Genomic DNA, 16,378 nt, shown 5'->3' on the forward strand with positions numbered 1-16,378 from the left:
TCATCGCCGTCGCATCTGGTCCACCAGTGCGGCGGCGACAATCACAGCCCCTGTAAATGTCTGCTGCCAATAGGTCGGTACCGTCAGCAGCACGAGTGCATTGTTAACGATGCCAATCAGCATCGCTCCCAACACTACGCCCAGCACAGTCCCTGCCCCCCCGGACAAGGACGCGCCTCCAATCACAACTGACGCGATGACGATGAGCTCATAGCCGACTGCAGCATTGGACACGGCAGCCCCTAGTCGGGCGGTAAGAAGCACTCCAGCCAAACCGGCCAAGGCACCAGACAGAACAAACACCAGCACTTGCAACCGAGGGACTTTTACACCCGCCAACCGAGCGGCTGTCTCATTCCCGCCTATCGCAAAGATCTCGCGGCCCCGCGCTGTGTATTTCAGGAATACGGTAAAAGCGATCAGCAGGATGATCATGATCCACACCGGCAGCGGCACGCCCAGAACCCGACCAGAGCCCAAGAAAAGAAAGACATCGCTAAAGCCAGACACCGTGTCACCTTCGGTCAATCCAACGGTTATCCCGCGTGCGACCTGCAAGGTTCCGAGGGTCACGATGAAGCTTGAAATTCCAAATTTGACTGAAAACAACCCGTTCACCAGCCCGACCGAAGCCCCAACCAGGATACCGATGACCACGCCCAAACCAACGGGCACGCCAGAAACCAACGCCAAGGCTGTCACCATGCCGGAGAGTCCCATGACAGAACCCGTTGACAAGTCGATGCGTCCTGTAAGGATCACCAATAGCTGTCCCATCGCCGCAATGGCGGAGAAGCTAAATGCCAATGACACCGACCGAATATTTCGGGCAGACAGGAACGCATCCGAGGCGAAGGACAACAATACGCCACCGATGAGAATGGCAAGGATCAAACGGCTCTCAGGGAACTGGCTGGACCAGATCCAGAACCGCGCCAACGGGTTTTGTGGTGGTTGCAATTGCATATCAGGCTGCGCGGTCATCTGTGACATCCTTTGTCTTCGGGGTCGCCAACTTCATAACGTTTTGGGGGGTTGCGTCTTCGCGAGGCAAAAGCCCAACCATCTCGCCTGCGCTGAAAACCGCAACCTTGTGGGACAGCGCCAAGACTTCGTCCATTTCCGAGGAAATCACGATTACCGCCGTTCCCGCTTTTGCGAGGTCCAGCACAAGCTGATGGATGTCGTCTTTCGCGCCAACGTCTACCCCTCGCGTCGGTTCTGATAAGATCAAAACTTCGGGGTCAGATTGTACGCAGCGCGCAACAACGACTTTTTGCTGATTGCCGCCGGACAACGTGCTGATGGGCTGATTCAAACTCGCCAACCGCACCTTGAAAATCTTCACCAGGTCTTCCGCTTTACTGCGCATTGCCTTGGGTGACAGCAGACCATTGTCGCGGAATGCTCCGTGCCGCCCAATATGGAAATTCTCTTGCACCGACATATCAGGCAGGATTGCCTGGATCTTGCGCTCTTCCGGCACGATGACGATACCAGCTTCTGCGGCCTGCGCCGGAGAGCGGAGACGCACAGGCTTTCCATTCACGCTAACTGATCCACGAAGCCATTTTTGCTCGCCGACAAGCGTTTGTGCGGCGTCGTGCATACCAGAGCCGATCAATCCCGCGAAGCCGATGATCTCACCCTTGCGCAGCGAAAAACCAATATTCGCGACATGCTCGCTTGTCAGGCCTTCAACTCGCAAAACTTCATCTTCGCCATGATCCGGCAACATGTTGCCGTAAAGGGCAACGGGGCGGTCGACCATCAGGTGGATCATGTCGTCCGTTGACAGATCAGCACAGGGGTAATGCCCGACAAGTTGTCCATCTCGCAGAACAGTGATGTCGTCGGCGATGCGCTTGATCTCATTAAGGTGATGACTGATGTAGAGGATGGCATGGCCGTCGTCCCGCAGGCCTTCGACCAATGCTAACAACCGTTCGACGTCGTTGGGCGGCAAGGCCGAGGTGGGCTCATCAAAAATCAGTACCCTGCTGTCGAGCGCCAACGCTTTGGCAATTTCCAATAATTGCGCTTGTGCTGCGGAAAGATTGGCCGCCAAGGTCGTCGGTTTGACGTCCAATCCGACCCGTTTCAACTGGGCATTTACAAACGTTCTTTCTGATGGCGATCCGCGCCAAGTCTTGGGTATGGCATCTCCTGCTACCAGCATCAAATTGTCTGCCACAGAGAGAGTTGGCACGATCTGCAATTCTTGGTGCACGATCCCAACGCCGGCTGACATGGCATCGCCCGGGGTCTGAAATGCCACAGACTCTCCGTTGCACCGAATGCTCCCGGCCGAAGGCTGTACGATGCCCGTCAACATCTTCATCAACGTCGACTTACCCGCACCATTTTCGCCGATCACCGCCCGAATGCGCCCAGGCTCAACCGCAATGTCGATGTCTCTGACAACGGTTACCCCACTATAGGTTTTGCTGAGCCCCTGCCCCTCCAGCGCCAACATCACGTATCCTCCTGCAAGGCAACCACCTTGATGCCTTCGCGCGACGTCACGAGGTCGAGCCCTGCTTCAAACTCGTTCAGCGCGATTGCATTGGTGACAATTCTCAAGGGTTCAATTCGCCCTGTTTCGATCATGGAAATCACATCGGGCCATATATTCGGGCTGCCCAGAGCCCCCTTCAGCGTGAGATCGTTGATTACAATCTGATCCAGATCGAAATCGTTCAGTAGGCGCCCTCCGAAAAGGCCCTGCAACACGATTCGCCCGCCTGGCGCTGTCGTGCGGATCGCAGTAGCTGCGGCCTCAGGAACACCTGTCGCTTCGATTGAAACATCTGGAAAGCCACTGATCCCCAGACGCGCTGACACATCTTCTGAACGGGCATCGACAACCAGATCGGCACCCAGTTCGTATGCCAATCTCATACGTTCCGGATCAGCTCCCACCACCGCAATACGTTTTGCACCAAACACTTTAGCGATCATCAGAACAAGCAACCCAATCGGCCCGTCCCCATGAATTGCCAGATAGTCCTGAGGTGAAACTTTCGCTGCCTTCACACCGTTAAAGGCTATAGCTGACGGCTCTACCAATGCCGCGGCGCTAATTTCCACGTCTTTCGAGATCTTGTGCAAAAACAACGCCGGAAAGCGGATGTATTCGGCAAAACCTCCATCGCGATTCAAGATTCCAGTCTCGGTACGGCTTTGGCAACGATGATAGTTTCCAGAAAGACACAGCTCGCATTGCGCACAGCCGACAGAGCACTCGCCAACAACCCGATCACCGGCCTCAAAGCCCGTGACGCGGTCACCTAAGGCGACCACGTCACCAACCCATTCATGGCCCGGTGTAACAGGAAACTTCGCCATGCCACGGGAAAAATAAGCCATTGTTCCATCACGGATCTCCACATCCGTTCCGCATATTCCTGTCGCACGGATCCGGACCAAAACCTCATCTGATGAGGGTTCAGGTTTGCTCACATCAGACACACGCACGTCATGCGGACCATGAATTCGAATGGCCTTCACGGTTTTCCTCCCTTGCCCAAATCGCCACTGGACGAATCTGTGCTGATTTCAGCATTATCATATTGTATGATTGTTGGACAAATAGTTTTTTTGCACTATTGTCCAACTATCGACGGGAGGAGAGATTCGAAATGGAGAGGGCATTGGCCGACTTCGCGCACGCGGATGCGCTACGGGCGATCGTGGGTGCGCGGTATGTCTTGGAGCAAGAGGCCTCCACCTCATCCTTTTTGAAGGATTGGACAGGCGATTACGTATCTAAGCCGTATTGTGTTATATTACCTGCCACGACAAAAGATGTGTCTGAAGTCGTCAGATACTGCGCCTCCAACGGCCTGCACGTGATCCCACAGGGAGGTAACACTGGACTTGTAGGCGGCTGTCATACAGAAAATGACGAACAGGCAGTGATCCTGAACTTGCAGCGCATGTCCAAGATCAGAAAACTCGACGCGACAAATTATTCGGTCGAGGTCGAAGCCGGCTGTATCGTCCAAAGACTTCAGGATCAGGCCCAAGAAGCTGATCGACTGTTCCCACTCTCTTTTGGCGCAGAGGGGTCAGCGCAGATCGGCGGTGCAATTGCCACCAATGCTGGCGGCCTTAACGTACTTCGCTATGGAATGATGCGCGATCTCGTCCTGGGGTTAGAGGTCGTTTTGGCCGATGGAACGATCTTAAGCACCCTCAACCAACTCAGAAAAGACAATCGTGGATTCGACAAAAAGCAGCTTTTTATTGGAACCGAAGGCGCACTTGGGATCATTACGGCCGCGACGTTGAAGCTACTGCCTCGCATAACCAACAGCGAAACTGCAGTCTTGGCGTTGGAAAGCGTTGAGGATGTGGTTCAGCTCTATAGCCTCGCGCGCACCCATTGTGCTGACTTGATGACTGCTTTTGAGCTTATCCCGCGCGCGTGTTTGGAAATGGCGTTGGAGCATCAGCACGGGTTGCGAGACCCACTTGATGGTTGCCACGAAAACTATGTCATCATGGAGATGGCCTGCTCGGGGCCTTTGAACTTGCGAGAACTCATCGAAAGCTTTTTTGAAACCGCGATGAACAAAAACCTGATTGCGGATGGTGCGCTGGCAGAAAGCTTGACCCAAGCACAAGCATTCTGGTCTATCCGCGAGGCAATGGTCGAGGCACAGGCCGCCCAAGGTCGGCACTTGCGGACCGATATTTCCGTGCCAGTATCAGTAGTTCCGACATTCATTGTGGAGGCCCAGTCTTGCCTTGCTGAAGCCGCGCCAGGTTGGTTGACCGTTAGTTACGGGCATGTTGGGGACGGCAACATTCACTTCAACGCCCTGCCCCCCGCGGGCACCCCTGAGGGCGAAGTAAAACCCGAGATCTCTCGCCTTCTGAGACTGATCTATCCGATCGTTGATGCTCTCGGCGGCAGTATCAGCGCCGAACACGGCATTGGGCGCAGTCGTCTTGCCGATCATCAAATGCGCCAGTCCGAAGCTGATCAAAACATCACGGCCGGTGTAAAACATTTGCTGGACCCAAATATGACCCTTAATCCGGGATGCTTGTTCCCCGCACCAGCCATAGGAGAACAATCGTGAAGACTTATTCCGCATCGCTGTTGGCGGACACCAAATGCATCCTTGGCGAAGGCATCCAATGGAACACCCGAACCGCCCGCGTTTATTGGACGGATATCTTTGGCGACGCTCTTTGGTCCTGCGACGAGAACGGCAAAGATCTCAAAAAGCGCGCACTTCCTACAGGACTGTGCGCCTTTGCTTTTACAGATCAGCGCGTTCTAGCTGCATTTACCGATGGTCTATATTGGCTGGATTTGGACACCACTGAACGCGAGTTGATTAAAGCCTATCAGCCAGAAAGCTCCACGTCGCGTATGAACGATGGTGGGCTGGATCGGCAGGGTCGCTTTCTGGTCGGTGGGATTGATGAAGACGACATGAAGCCGACGACTCCAGTATGGAGTGTTTCACCGGATGGCATTGCGACAGTGATCGAACGCGTCGGCTGCGCCAACTCTATCGTCTTTTCACCTGATGGAAGGACTATGTACTTCGCAGATACGGCCTCTACCCCAATCTTCGCTTTTGACTACAATCCTGACACAGGACAGCTCAGCAATAAGCGTTTGTTCGTGGACAGCCAGATCGGAAAGCCGGATGGATCAACCGTTGATGCTGCAGGGGCGCTCTGGAACACCCGTTTCGGAGGCGGATGCGCTCAACGTTTCCTGCCCAACGGGACCGAGGATAGCCGCGTTGCCCTCCCCGTCCCCAATGTGACCTGTTGTTGCCTTGGCGGGCAGCAAATGGATCGGTTGTTCATTACAACCGCTCGGCTGGCCATGACCGAAGATGAGTTGGCAGCAACCCCCTCCGCCGGCGGCCTCTTTTATTGCGATCTGCCCGTCAGCGGGTTGGAGCACGGCACCTACAGAACTTCGAAGTGAGGAAATACGAATGACGACCTTTCTGACAGAGACCGAACAGCAAGGCACATGGCTGGGACGTGTCTGGTTGCCCGAGGTTGAAGGCCCTGCCGTAGTGACCCTGCGCAGTGGCCGGATCTATGACATCACGTCCAAAGTGGCCCCCTTGGTGCGGGACATTTGCGAGATGATTGACCCACCCGAATATGTGCGGTCCGCCGAAGGTCATAACATTGGTACACTGGAGGAAATTGCAGCCAATCCGATTGCGACCGATCTCGTCCATTTCCTTGCACCTTGTGATCTGCAGTCGATCAAAGCCTGTGGCGTAACATTTGCCAGTTCAATGGTCGAACGTGTCATTGAAGAACGTGCAGCGGGGAATCCGCACCTGGCCGAAGAAATCCGTGCGCGTGTCGGTGAAGTCATTGGCTCGAGTTTGCGCAATATTCAGGCTGGTAGCGACGAAGCTGCGAAGGTCAAAGAGGCGTTGATTGCCGAGGGTTTGTGGTCCCAATACCTCGAGGTGGGTATTGGCCCTGACGCTGAAGTATTTTCAAAGGCGCAGGTCTTGTCTGCAGTTGGTGCCAATGCCGAGGTTGGCCTGCATCCCATTTCCAGCTGGAATAATCCTGAACCAGAGGTCGTGTTAGCTGTCTCATCTTCTGGCCGGATTGTCGGAGCCTCCCTTGGCAACGATGTCAACTTGCGCGACGTGGAAGGCCGGTCCGCGCTGCTTCTCTCCAAAGCCAAAGACAACAATGCGTCGGCGGCTATCGGACCAATGATCCGATTGTTTGATGACGTGTTCACGCTGGACGATGTGCGTAACGCCGAACTCGACCTGCGGGTTGAAGGCGAGGACGGCTATGTACTTTCCGGCCACAGCTCGATGAAGGAAATTAGCCGCGATCCTGAGGATCTGGTGCGACAAACGCTCGGGCGACACCATCAATACCCGGATGGTATTATGCTGTATCTCGGCACGTTGTTTGCGCCAACGGATGACCGAGACCTGCCCGGAGAAGGTTTCACGCACAAGCTTGGCGACATTGTCAGCGTCTCCTGCGAAGGACTAGGCAAACTATCGAACACTGTGCGGCTTTCTACCGAATGCGCAGAATGGACCTTCGGGGTGAGCCATCTGATGCGTAACCTCGCGCAGCGTCGATTGATTTAAGAATTGAGAGCAGAGAGATTCCGCAGCGCAACGCAACTGAGCCCAGTAGCCGAGGCTAATCGACCAAAGGATACCTGCCACTGATCGGTGTAAGGACTGCGCATAAACTCTGACGTAATGGAACGTGTCGCAAACTATGGTGCAAGACTGACTGGCAAGTGGAAAATCACTTTTAGACCCGCCGAATAGTTTCTGAGCGAGTGTCAGAATGGTATCATTGAGAGGCTACCACTTCTTTCAGGAAACGTTGAGCCTTTCCAACTGAACTGATCCACCACCCGCTAGGTTATTCCTTCTGCAACAAGGCCGTTATGCGCGACATTAACGCAATGAACTCCGTCTCCTTACCGAGTGAGATTACATCCAGCTTGCTGTGTCTGGTAGCGAAGGTATCGAAATCCAGTTCCCCTTCGGTTACGGCCAGTAGGTCTGAATAGCTGGTTGAGAAAACCAGATCGGGACTCTCACTCTCCGTATAGCGCATCGTCGCGTGGCCGTTATTGACCGTCAGGCGCATATGCTCTCCGTCCACCATGACAGCGGCCTCGAAGGTCATTTCCGGCGTTGCAACACGGTTTGCGGCAGCTCCCATTGTTGTTGCAACGGTTCGAAGATTGCCGGGGGCGATAACAGGGCCTTCCGGCTGGAATCGCGCGCCAAATATTGCCAACTCGTATATGATATCCGAAGTGCGTTGCCCAAGCTCGGTCAGTTCATAGACCGATGTCCCATGGCCGGTTTCGGATTTTCTGACCAGACCATCCTCGACAAGTTTCGCGAGACGCTCTGCCAGCAGATTGGCCGCGATCCCTGTCAGCCCCTTTTGAAGGTCGGAATAACGTGCCGGACCCGCATGTAGATCGCGCAGGATCAACAGCGTCCAACGGTCACCGATCCGGTCCAATGCCCGCGCAATCGGACAGAGCAGCTTGTAGGATCGGGATTTCGCCATCGGAGCCTCACGAAAACGTTACTTTATAAAATAAAGCTGTCACTTTATTTCTTACAGCAGACTTCGATGGAGACCCCGCCAATGTCAACCTTACCAAAAACCCTGGTGACCAGCGCTGCTGGAAAAACTGGATTGCACGTCACGACGCAACTGCTCGAAAAAGGCTTTCCCGTCAGGGCATTTGTCCACAGGATCGATGCGCGGTCAGAAAAGTTGAAAAACGCTGGGGCCGAGATTTTTCTAGGCAATCAGTATGCCCTCAGTGATATGCGCCGCGGCATGAAAGGCGTTCAACGGGCCTATCAATGTGCCCCGACCGCGCCGAACGGGCTGCATTTCAACGCAATTTTTTCTGCAACAGCGCATGAGGCGGGATTGGAGCATGTGGTGTCGCTTGGGCAATGGCTGCCGCTGCGGACCACCCGTCTTTCTTCACCCGCGAAGTCTATATCTCGGACCTGCTTAACCAGATGTCTCCAAGTTTCACCGTGACCTCGGTGATCCCAGGTTGGTTTGCAGACAATTACCTTATGGTCCTTGATATGGCGGCCCATTTGGGGCTGTTCACGATGCCATTGGGGTCAGGCGATGAGAAAAAAAACGCACCGCCATCGAATGAGGACATCGCCAGCGTCGCTGTAGCGGCATTGACCGATCCTGATGCCCATGCCGGTAAATCCTACCGCCCGACCGGGCCGGACCTGATTTCTCCGAACCAGATCGCAGATGCCATGGCACGTGCGCTGGGTCGGAGGGTGCGTTACATGGAAATTTCCGAGAGGATGATGTCAAAGGCGCTGCGCGCTGTACCGCCTTCGAACTATTCTGAAGCGGCCGTATCTCAGCTGGCAATCTACGCAGACGAATACCGCCGCGGGAGTTTTGCGGTGAATGCACCGACAAATGATGTCCAAAACGTGGGTGGCCGCGACCCGGAGGCGTTCGAAAGCATCGTCCGGCGCACAGTTGCAGAACGCCCGGACCTGCGCACAAATCTGCCTCGCCGATTGCGCGCGATGATGGAGTTCACAAAGATTCTGCTGACCCCAGCATTGGACCTGCGCCGGGTAGAGGCAGACAGGGACTATGTCCAACTCGCACAACCCAAATTTAGTCAAGAGGCTGATGGGTGGCTTGCTTCACACAAGCCCCGCCGGACCATCAATCACGCAGCATGAACTTGCACCGTAGGATTTGTTTTTCTTACACCCCAACACTCTATCCAAGGAGGACATCATGAGCGCCTTGTTCATCTCTCGCGTTACAATCAAGGATCCCGCTAAGTTTCAGGAATATCTGCAAAAGTCCAAAGATCTTGCGTCACAGTACGGTGCCGAGCTTTTGGCAAGTGGACGTGACCCCCGGGCCCTGGCCGGAGAGACGATCAAGCATCAACTTGCTGTCGTTGTACGTTTTCCGACAGTGGAAGATCTGAATGCCTGGCATGACTCACCGGCCTATCAGGCGCTTGTGCCCTTGCGGCTTGAGTCATCGGAGCAAGAAATGACAGTATATCAATCCTGAATTGAAGTCTGTGCCAGGGCCTATTGAGTTACGCCTTGGCGTATACTGCATGACGCGCAGAAGGGGTTCCGTTGCAGAGTTTTGGGTTGGTTAAAGCTTTGCAACGGATGCGACACAGCTTCAAATCTTTCATCTTGCAAGCCCCCTACCCGCCTTACGCGCAAAAAATGATCATTTTGATCGCTACATTTCGCATATTCCTAAATCTCCGTCATACGCGATAAGTTTCTCTTATCAGGTATGATTGATTTCACCCGGAAATCGGCTCAGAATAGGCCCCATGAAGCCCCCTGCCCCATACTTCCCCGCCGCCTCCCCTGCCCTGTCGCAAGCGGATCAGGAGGCGCTGACCGATCTTTACATCCGCGGCACGCCGGCCAACACGCTAAGGGCTTATGAGCGCGATCTGCTCTACATCACGGCGTGGAAAGCCGCGCGTTTCGGGTCGGCGCTGGATTGGCCCGAGAGTGAGGCCACCGCCCTCGCTTTCATTCTCGATCACGTCCGCGATCTGAATGACGTGTCCGAGGAGGATATTGCGCGCCAAACGGCAGAGGCACTCATCGCGCAAGGTTTGCGCAAGTCCCTTGCCTGCCCGGCCCCGTCGACTCTGGACCGGCGCATCGCGTCCTGGTTGGCCTTTCACCGGATGAAGAACCTCGCCAGCCCCTTTGACGCGCCTCAGGTCAAACAGGCCCGGTCCAAAGCGCGCCGGGCCGCCGCTCGCCCCCCTGCCCCAAAATCACAGCACCCAATCACGCGGGACATCCTCGAACAATTGCTGGCCACCTGTCGCGGCTCCCGCCGCGATTGCCGCGACCGGGCTATCCTGATGCTGGGCTGGGCTTCTGGTGGTCGGCGGCGCTCGGAGATCGCCGGGTTGATGTTTGAAGACGTCTCGCTGAAGGAGTTCGACGAGAAAAGCCTGGTTTGGATTTCACTACTGGAGACCAAGACCACAGCCAAAGGTGAAACACCGCGACTGGTGCTGAAAGGCCGCGCAGCCCAGGCGCTGGTCCATTGGATCGAGGTTGGGCAGATTAAGAATGGGCCAATGTTCAGACCAGTCTCAAAAGCGGATCGTGTGCTGAAACGTCGGCTTTCGCCGGACGCTATCTATCAGATCGTCAAACATCGCCTCCAGTTGGCAGGGTTGCCGGAGGGCTTCGCCTCGCCGCACGGGTTACGCTCGGGCTTTCTGACCCAGGCCGCACTGGACGGCGCCCCAATCCAGGCCGCCATGCGCCTCTCGCTGCACCGATCAATGGTCCAGGCGCAGAAATATTATGACGATGTGGATATCGCAGAAAACCCGGCGACGGACCTGTTGGGGTGAGATTAACGAAATCAGCCCAACTAACCCCCGACCCTTCTCTGATATCGTCCCACAATTCGTCTCGCTCATTCATGACCTAAGCTTTTGGCAAGAAATGCTCCGCTCAAAGTGGAGCTTGTATAGAAGTTTTACGCAAATGCCTGCTTGATTCGCGGAGGATCTAACTCTGATTTCTGAGTCCACAATTCTCTTCTAACGGGTTTACAACTGTAAACCGCCCTGCTCTGATACAAAGCGCATGTAGTTCATTGGTCCGCGTAGCCCACAATATAGGCGAAAATTCTTGACTTAGGGCAGTGAATCACGGCTGTTTGTCTCAAGTGGCGCGAAAATGACCACATTTTTTAATTTGAGGCAACTACATGATTCCCGTGACACCACTTACGGCAGAGCGACCATCAACACTCGCTACGGAAATTTCTGAAAGATTAAACTCGGCTATCCGAGAACATCTCCTTGCAGCGTTTGCCCCTGATAACACCAAAACACTTCGCAACTTTGCAGCCCCAGAAGCGGCTGAACTCTTAGGTGTCTCTGGTCAGTTCATGCGCAAGGTCCACGCCGAAGGAACGATTCCTGAACCAAAGGAAGTACGAAGTGGTCGGCGTTACTACACTGCCCAAGAGCTTTGGGAAACACGCGAAACGTTAGAGAAAACCTCCCGCAAAAAAGGGCGCTATATTCCTCGACGCACTGAAGGAGAAAAGCTCCAAGTCTGGCAGTTGATGAACTTCAAAGGTGGCAGCAGCAAGAGCACCACAACAATTCACCTGGCTCATTATTTTGCACTTCGCGGTTACCGTGTTCTGGCCGTTGATCTGGATCCACAAGGTTCGCTTACATCCATGTGTGGCATTAGTCCCGAAATAGAGTTTGACGGGCTGACGATTTACGATGCTATTCGATATGAAGATCCGGTAGATATGGCGGACGTAGTGCTTCCGACATACTTCCCCGGTCTGTCTGTGGCACCGTCACGGCTTGTTCTTTCCGAATTTGAGACAGAGTCTGCCGTTCACTCCAACCCGGACCATCCGTTCTTTACGAGAATACGGAATGCCTTGGCCCAGGTAGAAGGCGATTTTGACCTTGTTCTGATTGATAGCCCACCTCAACTCGGATTCTTGACAATAGCCGGGATGGCCGCCGCCAGTTCATTGCTTGTGCCACTGACACCTTCAATGCTGGACGTGTCTTCGACGGCTCAATTCCTCGAACTCGCTGGGGCTTACATGGCAGTCATTGAAGATGCCGGCGCTACACTCGAATACGACAACTTCAAATTCCTAATAACGCGTGACGAGCCGACAGATGTACCGTCTCAACAACTGGCTTCCTTCATGCGAGCACTGTTTCAGGATCGCGTTATGTCAGCTACGGCCCTCAAAAGCACTGCAATCAGTGACGCCACAATGCTCAAACAATCAATTTACGAGGTCGTGCGGTCGGAAATGACACGCGCAACTTATGATCGGGCAAAGAACTCAATGGATGCGATCGGCTCTGAAGTAGAGCAAATGATCCACCTAGCATGGGGACGCAGCTAATGGCTAGAAAATCGCTACAGGAGATGTCGGGGATCGCAAACACCATCGCGCGCTCCAGCCCCAAGGCCATCGATAAAACCCCAAAACCCAATGCCCCTGCTCTTGGTGCGCTTCAGGGCTCACTTGCCGCAATCAGGGAAATTGACCCTGCTCTGATCGACGATTGGGGGCCAGCCGATAGGCTTGGTGAGTTTACAGCTGTAAACACTGACGAAGAAGACGATAGTTTTGAAAGCTTGATGTCGAGCATAAAAGGCGGTGGCCAACAAGTTCCCATTCTTGTCAGAAAATCGAAATCCGACGGTCGTTACGAGGCAATTTATGGGAGGAGGAGGCTCAAAGCTTGTCGTGAACTCGGTATTAAAGTCCGCGCCAATGTTCAGGATATCGACGATGCTTCAGCGCTTCTCGCCAAAGGGCTTGAGAATGCTGCGAGGCGCAATCTTTCCTTCTACGAGAAAGCACGTTTCGCCGAGGCGATCCTGACTTCCGGACATAACACTGCAACGGCGCGGCAAGTATTGAACGTTTCGAAATCAGGGCTGTCTCACCTGACAAAAGTTACGCAACATGTTCCTGCAAAGATTGGTGACATGATCGGCGCAGCCCCAAAATCTGGCCGCCCAAAATGGACCGTGCTTGCAGAACACTTCGTTGCAGGCAAGCTGGCGGAAGATGAAGCAGCCAACTTGCTTGCAACTATTGAGCCATCGATGTCTTCAGATGATCGGCTGGAAATGCTCCTTAAGGCAGCTGTCAAACGTGGTGCACGACAAAGAGAAGGTGCAGCCGAAGTAAGCCCAATTGATGGCGTTACAATCAAATCCACCAACGGATCACTAACTGTTTCGGTCAAAAGAACCGGAGCTAACGCTGGCTTTGCTAGCTGGTTGGACAAGAACATGGCTGAAATCATCAAGCGCTCACACGCTGAGTTTACAGCTGTAAACACCGAGAAAAAGAACTGAGGACGAGCAGAAAGGAGGAAGGCAAACAAACAAAACCCCCGAAACCGGAGCTTCGAGGGCTGCTGCGCAAAGCGCAATTCTTAGATTAGACACCTAGAATCTAGCAGCACCCAAATCACCACACAAGAAAAAACGCTCTTGAGCGAATGGGTAATTTTTGTCTGCCGATAGATAATCATGAAAACACTAACAGCATTGGCTCCTAATGGAGCAACCTTGTCGGCAACGGCAGGGCAGAGGAGTAGTACGCCCAAAAAGTGGTTTCTTCTTCGCGCCGTTGAAGAGGCCAGAGAACCTCTTGGACTAAAATCCACCACCCTCAATGTCCTGAGAGCGATGATTTCCTTTGTGGGCAGTGATCAGATTGCTGCGGACCAAGATGATCATCACATCTGCTTCGCGTCCAACGCGGCGATCGCCAAACGAACGCATGTTAGTGTGCAGACAGTTGAGCGTCATATCTCGACGCTGGTTGAGCTTGGGCTTGTCCGTCGCGTTATGAGCGCAAACGGCAAGCGATGGGCGCGCCGGGATCGACAGGGCAGGGTGGTCACCGCGACCGGGCTCTCCTTGATGCCTTTGTCTGAACGGCACGCTGAGTTGATCCAGGAGGCTCAGAGACATGTTGATCGAGTTCTGGAGTTCACTGTACTCCGCGACAAGGTTTCCGCCGCTCTAGCGCGCCTCAGGGAGCTCCTAGCAGACGACGCCAAAATCTCGGGTTTGATGGCCACCGTACGCAATGCTCTGCGTCGCAAACCGGATGCGGATGTACTCAACAAGCTACTGGCAGAAATCTCTGTGGAAATCTCTGAGATTGCACAGGCAGATACAGAAAATTTGAGGGACAGTGACAGTGAATTTGAGGGGCACAAAGATGACTCTTTGAATCCGAAAGTTAAGAAAGAAAAATTTTCTCAGCTTCAAGTTTCCCCAGACCAAATGGAGCGCAGTTTTCCCAGGCTGTGCTCGGAACTACGCTTTGCGAAAGATCAGGCGCATTGTGATCGAATTATGGACACCATTGCAGACCAACTACATCTTGGTGACACTTGGTATGCTATGAAGACCACCCATGGCCCAGCCATACGCTTCATGATCCTAGGGTACATTACTCAAAGGACTGAAACGATACGGTCTCACAGGGCATATCTGATTTCACTGGCAGCCAAGATTGACAAGGGCGACATGACGCCCACAGCTATGTTAGCCGGCAAACCGAGCGATCCATGACGTGGCTCAAATAGGCGTGTGTAATAGGCTATACGCCGGCGGAATGCGAGATGGGACAGGGAAGGCAGACGATGTTTGATTGCACCGAGCTACAAGCTGATAAGGAAATAGCCCTCGAAGTTTATCCTTGTAAATCTTCCACTGTATGGAATAAATGCAAGGTATGATCGAGCGCGGTGATAGAAAATCAGTTGAAGATTCCCTGGAGAACCAGGCGGGCGTAGTCCTGCTTGGGCCGCGGCAAGTAGGGAAGACAACACTCGCGCAGGATATCGCTGAAAGCCGTGATGCTGTCTATCTTGATATGGAGAGATCTGCCGATCGCCAGGTACTCGAAGAGCCCGACCTTTATCTCGATGAACAGGTCGGCCGCCTAGTAGTGATTGATGAGGTTCAACTTATGCCGGACCTGTTCAAGGCCTTACGTGGTCAAATTGACCGACGCCGAAGGCAAGGGCATCGGACTGGTCAATTCCTGCTGCTCGGGTCGGCCTCGAACACGCTTCTGCACCAAAGCGCAGAATCCCTGGCGGGACGGGTCAGTTACCACGAGCTGACGCCTTTCACCTTGTCGGAAACCGGAGCGGACTCGCTCTCCGCGCTCTGGTTGCGGGGTGGGTTTCCCGACAGCTTCCTGGCGAAGAACGACCGAACCAGCCTGGCGTGGCGCGAGGATTTCATCCGCACCTATCTGGAACGCGATGTTCCAGCTTTCGGGTTGCGCATTCCAGCGGAGACATTGCGTCGGTTCTGGACAATGCTCGCCCATGAGCAAGGCGGGATACTCAACGCGGCAAAACTCGCTGGAAACCTGGGTGTCTCCGGCCAGAGCGTTGCGCGTTATCTTGACTTACTGGTTGACCTGATGCTGGTGCGTCGCCTACCGCCCTGGCATTCCAATGCCGGGAAGCGTCTGGTCAAATCTCCCAAAGTTTATATACGCGATTCTGGTCTATCCCATGCGCTTCTTGGGATCGAAACGCAGGAAGACCTGCTGGGGCATCCAGTTGTCGGCGGCAGTTGGGAAGGATTCTGTATTGAAAACCTGATTGCAGCTGCACCACGCGGAACAGAAGCAAGCTTCTATCGCTCTTCAGCAGGGGCTGAGGTGGATCTGATGTTGAAATTTCCCGGCGGCGTCCTCTGGGCCATAGAGATCAAGCGGACGACATCGGCGAAGGTAACGCGCGGGTTTCACATCGCAGCAGAAGAACTGGACGTCTCAGAACGTATCCTTGTCTATGCAGACGACAGGGAGGTTCCGGGGCAGGGGGGGGTTAGGGCAATGCCCCTCATAAACGCTATGGAACGGCTGACGTCTGCACAGACGCGAGAGGGGCAGGGCCTACGATAGCGTGTCTAAAAATGAACGTAGTAGACCACCTCTGACAGAGCATTGATGCAGCTTGTCTGACGTCAGCACCAATGAGCCAGAAACCCTCTCTTATCAAATCGACTTAAACTGTCCCATTGGTGCTGACGTCAGACACCGACCACCGGCACCGGAAACAATCGTCCCAATAGACCAAAGGCCAAACATGCACTAACAATCAAACCGAACCAGTCAGATCAGGCTCACCATGGTTCGCCATTCTCTGTCCTCCGTTTCCTGAACATAACGGTGGACCGGTTCAGTTGGGGAAGCTCACCCGCGGCTTGCCATGCGACCGCGGGAAGAAAGAGGAAAGCGTGGCCATCTG

At 54.1% G+C, this 16,378-nt stretch carries 15 protein-coding genes; 11 read left to right on the top strand and 4 right to left on the bottom strand.

Annotated features, from left to right (window positions below):
- Genes ABLN87_RS18565 through ABLN87_RS18575 form a run of 3 tightly spaced genes read right to left on the bottom strand, consistent with a single transcriptional unit; the run spans position 1 to position 3,510 of the window.
- Positions 1 to 984 carry an ABC transporter permease gene (locus ABLN87_RS18565; protein WP_353013167.1) on the bottom strand — a complete coding sequence of 328 codons (984 nt, stop codon included), beginning with the start codon at positions 982 to 984 and terminating at the stop codon, positions 1 to 3.
- Positions 968 to 2,476, bottom strand: coding sequence for a sugar ABC transporter ATP-binding protein (locus ABLN87_RS18570; RefSeq protein ID WP_353013169.1), 1,509 nt, complete (start codon positions 2,474 to 2,476; stop codon positions 968 to 970). The genes ABLN87_RS18565 and ABLN87_RS18570 overlap by 17 nt, the downstream gene beginning before the upstream one ends.
- Complete coding sequence (locus ABLN87_RS18575; RefSeq protein WP_353013171.1) at positions 2,476 to 3,510, bottom strand: zinc-dependent alcohol dehydrogenase; 1,035 nt, start codon at positions 3,508 to 3,510, stop codon at positions 2,476 to 2,478. The genes ABLN87_RS18570 and ABLN87_RS18575 overlap by 1 nt, the downstream gene beginning before the upstream one ends.
- Before the next feature lie 200 nt (positions 3,511 to 3,710).
- Between ABLN87_RS18575 and ABLN87_RS18580 the strand changes: the two genes are divergently transcribed.
- Genes ABLN87_RS18580 through ABLN87_RS18590 form a run of 3 tightly spaced genes read left to right on the top strand, consistent with a single transcriptional unit; the run spans position 3,711 to position 7,118 of the window.
- Positions 3,711 to 5,090: an FAD-binding oxidoreductase gene (locus tag ABLN87_RS18580; RefSeq protein ID WP_353013173.1), complete on the top strand. Its 1,380-nt coding sequence runs from the start codon at positions 3,711 to 3,713 to the stop codon at positions 5,088 to 5,090.
- On the top strand, positions 5,087 to 5,959 hold the full coding sequence (locus tag ABLN87_RS18585) for an SMP-30/gluconolactonase/LRE family protein (RefSeq protein ID WP_353013175.1): 873 nt from the start codon (positions 5,087 to 5,089) through the stop codon (positions 5,957 to 5,959). The genes ABLN87_RS18580 and ABLN87_RS18585 overlap by 4 nt, the downstream gene beginning before the upstream one ends.
- Before the next feature lie 10 nt (positions 5,960 to 5,969).
- Positions 5,970 to 7,118: a fumarylacetoacetate hydrolase family protein gene (locus ABLN87_RS18590; RefSeq protein WP_353013177.1), complete on the top strand. Its 1,149-nt coding sequence runs from the start codon at positions 5,970 to 5,972 to the stop codon at positions 7,116 to 7,118.
- Positions 7,119 to 7,404: 286 nt separating this feature from the next.
- On the opposite strand, the gene ABLN87_RS18595 is transcribed toward ABLN87_RS18590, so the two are convergent.
- A complete protein-coding gene (locus tag ABLN87_RS18595) occupies positions 7,405 to 8,070 on the bottom strand; it encodes a helix-turn-helix domain-containing protein (RefSeq protein WP_353013178.1) in 666 nt (221 codons plus the stop codon).
- 81 nt (positions 8,071 to 8,151) lie between these two features.
- Here ABLN87_RS18595 and ABLN87_RS18600 point away from each other — a divergent pair, with 81 nt between their 5' ends.
- The 8 genes from ABLN87_RS18600 (at position 8,152) to ABLN87_RS18635 (ending at position 16,032) form a co-directional block, all read left to right on the top strand.
- Entirely contained in the window at positions 8,152 to 8,562 is a 411-nt protein-coding gene (locus ABLN87_RS18600; protein WP_353013180.1) for an NAD(P)H-binding protein, read from the top strand.
- Positions 8,472 to 9,248, top strand: a complete 777-nt coding sequence (locus ABLN87_RS18605; protein ID WP_353013181.1) for an NmrA family NAD(P)-binding protein — start codon at positions 8,472 to 8,474, stop codon at positions 9,246 to 9,248. Before ABLN87_RS18600 ends, ABLN87_RS18605 begins: the two co-directional genes overlap by 91 nt.
- A gap of 58 nt (positions 9,249 to 9,306) precedes the next feature.
- Positions 9,307 to 9,594: a DUF1330 domain-containing protein gene (locus tag ABLN87_RS18610; protein WP_353013183.1), complete on the top strand. Its 288-nt coding sequence runs from the start codon at positions 9,307 to 9,309 to the stop codon at positions 9,592 to 9,594.
- A gap of 280 nt (positions 9,595 to 9,874) precedes the next feature.
- Positions 9,875 to 10,930, top strand: coding sequence for a tyrosine-type recombinase/integrase (locus ABLN87_RS18615; protein WP_353013185.1), 1,056 nt, complete (start codon positions 9,875 to 9,877; stop codon positions 10,928 to 10,930).
- A gap of 362 nt (positions 10,931 to 11,292) precedes the next feature.
- Positions 11,293 to 12,477, top strand: a complete 1,185-nt coding sequence (gene repA, locus ABLN87_RS18620; protein ID WP_353013187.1) for a plasmid partitioning protein RepA — start codon at positions 11,293 to 11,295, stop codon at positions 12,475 to 12,477.
- Positions 12,477 to 13,445: a plasmid partitioning protein RepB gene (repB, locus tag ABLN87_RS18625; protein ID WP_353013189.1), complete on the top strand. Its 969-nt coding sequence runs from the start codon at positions 12,477 to 12,479 to the stop codon at positions 13,443 to 13,445. Before repA ends, repB begins: the two co-directional genes overlap by 1 nt.
- 177 nt (positions 13,446 to 13,622) lie before the next feature.
- Positions 13,623 to 14,678, top strand: a complete 1,056-nt coding sequence (locus ABLN87_RS18630; protein WP_353013191.1) for a helix-turn-helix domain-containing protein — start codon at positions 13,623 to 13,625, stop codon at positions 14,676 to 14,678.
- Between the two features lie 163 nt (positions 14,679 to 14,841).
- Positions 14,842 to 16,032 (top strand): ATP-binding protein, encoded by a 1,191-nt coding sequence (locus tag ABLN87_RS18635; RefSeq protein ID WP_353013193.1) that lies wholly within the window; start codon positions 14,842 to 14,844, stop codon positions 16,030 to 16,032.
- The last annotated feature ends 346 nt before the right edge of the window (positions 16,033 to 16,378 follow it).

The organism is Ruegeria sp. SCP10, from assembly GCF_040329495.1.
Taxonomy (GTDB): domain Bacteria; phylum Pseudomonadota; class Alphaproteobacteria; order Rhodobacterales; family Rhodobacteraceae; genus Ruegeria.

Coding starts and splice junctions, on each gene's coding strand:
- ABLN87_RS18565 (WP_353013167.1), bottom strand. CDS start 984: ATGACCGCGCAGCCTGATATGCAATTGCAACCACCACAAAACCCGTTG.
- ABLN87_RS18570 (WP_353013169.1), bottom strand. CDS start 2,476: ATGTTGGCGCTGGAGGGGCAGGGGCTCAGCAAAACCTATAGTGGGGTA.
- ABLN87_RS18590 (WP_353013177.1), top strand. CDS start 5,970: ATGACGACCTTTCTGACAGAGACCGAACAGCAAGGCACATGGCTGGGA.
- ABLN87_RS18595 (WP_353013178.1), bottom strand. CDS start 8,070: ATGGCGAAATCCCGATCCTACAAGCTGCTCTGTCCGATTGCGCGGGCA.
- ABLN87_RS18600 (WP_353013180.1), top strand. CDS start 8,152: ATGTCAACCTTACCAAAAACCCTGGTGACCAGCGCTGCTGGAAAAACT.
- ABLN87_RS18605 (WP_353013181.1), top strand. CDS start 8,472: ATGGCTGCCGCTGCGGACCACCCGTCTTTCTTCACCCGCGAAGTCTAT.
- ABLN87_RS18610 (WP_353013183.1), top strand. CDS start 9,307: ATGAGCGCCTTGTTCATCTCTCGCGTTACAATCAAGGATCCCGCTAAG.
- ABLN87_RS18615 (WP_353013185.1), top strand. CDS start 9,875: ATGAAGCCCCCTGCCCCATACTTCCCCGCCGCCTCCCCTGCCCTGTCG.
- repA (WP_353013187.1), top strand. CDS start 11,293: ATGATTCCCGTGACACCACTTACGGCAGAGCGACCATCAACACTCGCT.
- repB (WP_353013189.1), top strand. CDS start 12,477: ATGGCTAGAAAATCGCTACAGGAGATGTCGGGGATCGCAAACACCATC.
- ABLN87_RS18630 (WP_353013191.1), top strand. CDS start 13,623: ATGAAAACACTAACAGCATTGGCTCCTAATGGAGCAACCTTGTCGGCA.
- ABLN87_RS18635 (WP_353013193.1), top strand. CDS start 14,842: ATGATCGAGCGCGGTGATAGAAAATCAGTTGAAGATTCCCTGGAGAAC.